Source organism: Nitrosomonas sp. Nm51 (assembly GCF_900111165.1).
Classification (GTDB): Bacteria; Pseudomonadota; Gammaproteobacteria; order Burkholderiales; family Nitrosomonadaceae; genus Nitrosomonas.
On the sequence record NZ_FOGH01000096.1, the window covers coordinates 1 to 3,247 of the forward strand.

At 41.6% G+C, this 3,247-nt stretch carries 1 protein-coding gene; it reads right to left on the reverse strand.

From position 1 onward, the window contains the following. Positions 1 to 233: 233 nt before the first annotated feature. Positions 234 to 3,029 carry a bifunctional diguanylate cyclase/phosphodiesterase gene (locus BMY60_RS14790; protein WP_256251024.1) on the reverse strand — a complete coding sequence of 932 codons (2,796 nt, stop codon included), beginning with the start codon at positions 3,027 to 3,029 and terminating at the stop codon, positions 234 to 236. Positions 3,030 to 3,247: the final 218 nt, after the last annotated feature.

Genomic DNA, 3,247 nt, shown 5'->3' on the forward strand with positions numbered 1-3,247 from the left:
GCCTTGCGGGCAAATTGCTCCAATTCCTTTTTATTCATCGTCTATCCTTTTAAAAATCTAATGATAGACATTTACACAGTTAGTGGGACAGTCTCTTCGTCGCCGCCATAGCTCTTGTGCTATGACTCATCCTCTTGCCTTGCATTGCATCCCGCCAGACGCGCCCAATTGTCACACTTATTTATTCTCGGCTCCTAAGTGAACTAAACAATGCGCTAGGCGGTAACTATTTTTCACAATTCACGGTCTTGAAAGAAGTAAGTACCATAGGGCGCAGGCTTACCGATATAATATCCCTGAGCATAATCAATTTTCATTTTTCCGAGTACCCTAAAAACTTTTTCGTTTTCAACAAATTCTGCTGTTATATTCTTGCCAAAACCGCTTGCGACACTACATAAAGCCTCAACGAGAATTTGATCGTCTTTGTTCTCGATAATATTTCGTATAAACGAACCATCAATTTTTACCGTATCAACGGGCAGTTCCCTCAAATAATAAAAAGAAGAGAAGCCAACACCAAAGTCGTCCAGTACAAACCCGCATCCCAGGTCTTTAATTTCTTTCATAAGTGCGCGTGCTCCAGGTAAGTTCTCAAGAGCAGCAGTTTCTGTAATTTCAAACATCAATGTTTTGGGGTCTACTTTATGATCAACAAGTTTTTGTTTGATGATTGGCAGTAGCTCGGGATCGTTAAATGCATGTGCAGATAAGTTGATAGAAAGGCTGATGCTGTTTTTTTTGTTTTGATTAATTTTGGCGGCCTGCATAATTGCTTTATGCAAAACCATATGATCAATGGAATGAATGAGTCCTGTATGCTCTGCCGCTGTAATAAAGCCGGCAGGGGATAAAATTGAGCCATCAACATCATGCATGCGTAATAATACTTCGTAATGATTGATTTCTTTAGAGTGCACGTTCATGATGGGTTGGAAATACAACATAAATCTGTCATGCAGCAGCGCATATTCAATTTTTTCTTTCCAGTAAACGAGTGTTTGTACGCGTTCTCGGCTGCGGTCTTCTTTAGAAAACAGATACCATGCGTTACGTCCTGTGTCTTTGGCCTGATACATGGCCAGATCTGCTGCTGCCAATAAATCATGTACGTTTTCACCGTGTTCGGGGAAAAGCGCTATGCCGATACTTGCTGAAACTTTATGTGTGCGGCCGTTAATTGTAAGTTGTGTTTCGCTCAGATGTGCTAGCACTTTTTTTGCAACTTCAATAGCGCCTTCTGTATTAATCTCTGGCAGAATGACGGCAAATTCATCACCGCCCAGGCGTGCCGATATGTCGTCAGAGCGTATTGTGCGCAGCAACATTCCTGCTACCATTCTGAGTAAAGCGTCACCGGCTTGATGGCCACTGGTATCATTGATGTATTTAAAACGATCCAGGTCAAAAAAGAGCAGTGCCCCTGTGTGATGGTATCGATCAGATCGACTAATCGCTTGTTCGAGTTCATCGCTGAAACGACGGCGGTTATACAGGTTCGTTAATGGGTCATGATCGGCCAGCCATGCCAGGTGACCTTCAACCCGCTTGTATTCAGTAATATCAAGTCCCACAGAGAGGATAGATGGATCATCAATGGAATTCCAGGAAAGACGTGAATGTAACCAGGCGACATGCCGTGTTGTGCCATCTTTGCAATGAGTGATAGCTTCGTGACGTAATTGTTCACGTAATCCTTGATTAATTTCATCCAGGTGCATGGACAGTTCATGTGAATCAAAGTCCGAGACAAGTATATTTAGAAATGGTGTGTTTTTGAGCTCATCTTCGGCATAATAGGTGAGCATTTCACCATAGGCATTCATGGAAATAATTTTGCCGCTCGAGTTTTGTGTCAAAACGATAACCTGGGCTGTATCGAGCAGATTGGCTACGAAATCTCTTTCTCTGCTCAATTCATCTTTTTGCGCGATGAGTAGTTTCGCTCGAGAAGATACTTTCTGCTCAAGATCTTCCAGCTGTCTTGATAATTCAACGGCGGCATCATAGAGCATGTCAATTTCATCTCTATAGGTTTGTTTTTTCTTGGTTAATGTCAGTGAATGCCTGAAGTCTTCAAACTGACCGCTGGCCAGCAACGGTAAAGTAAAAGAGACGTCTTTTAAACGGGAAAGTAAGCGCGTGAAAATGCTGAATAAAAGAAATTCTGAAATTATTAATCCTAGTAATCCGATCAGTGCAATTTTCCAGACTGAATCATATATATTGTTAACTGCTGATGTCACGTCAGAAATGACAACCAAATGCGCCATATTTTTGTTAACTGAATTTAGGGGATATAGCTTTATTTGGTGATGACGGTGATTCCAGTTAATCTGGACAATGTTTTTTAGACTGTCCGTGAAAGAGTATGCTTTAGAAGCTGCGTTTAAGATTTTGTAACTGTCAACCTTATTGGTTAATGCTACAACGGAAGATTCCCACGATTCAATATGTAGTGCTTCCAGGTCGGCGGAACTTGAATTATGCAACAATAAGCCTATGTCGGCACCTGAAATACGCTTGAATGCCAGTAGCGCGTCAGCCAGAGAAATGCCGATAACAGCGATGCCAGCCGTTTGCCCTTCGATTAGTAATGGAGCAACAGTTAGCTGAATGCAATTTTGCCTACACAGCAACGGGCTGATGGGTATTTCGTTTTGATGGACTTCTTTGATCCACTTTAATATGACGCCATCGTCATTGACGTTGAGTTCTGTAATACCCCAGTCAGCGGTTAATTCGTTTGAAGTATTATATAACCGTACGAATTCGACGCCACTGTGAAAATGCAATAATGTCCAATGTTGATCGAATATATTGCTGATTGCTTCTTTATTATTCGATAACAATGCCTCTCGCATACCATCCAAAAAAGGGATTATTTCAGCCTGTTGGCGCAGTCTCTGTGATAATCGGTCAATAAGACTGTCAATCTCTCTTTCGAAGCGTTGATGTTCTAATTTTCGCTGGTCATTAAAATTCGTGATGAGCCCCAGATAACTGACAATGCAAAACAACAGTACCACTGCTAGTAAAATAAGGCTGCTAAGAGAAGTAATTTTCCATTTAAAACTGAGAAATACGCGTTTTTTAGTGTCGGGAGACGCTTCAACCTAAATTCCTCAGTTAGCTGGAATCAAATGCCAACGTAGCGGGAAATGAATCAAGAAATTGTGATTTCTGGGGTTTGCTGGCAATAATTTTACTGATGATATAACGCACCAAGGCTGGCCAGCGACCTGCT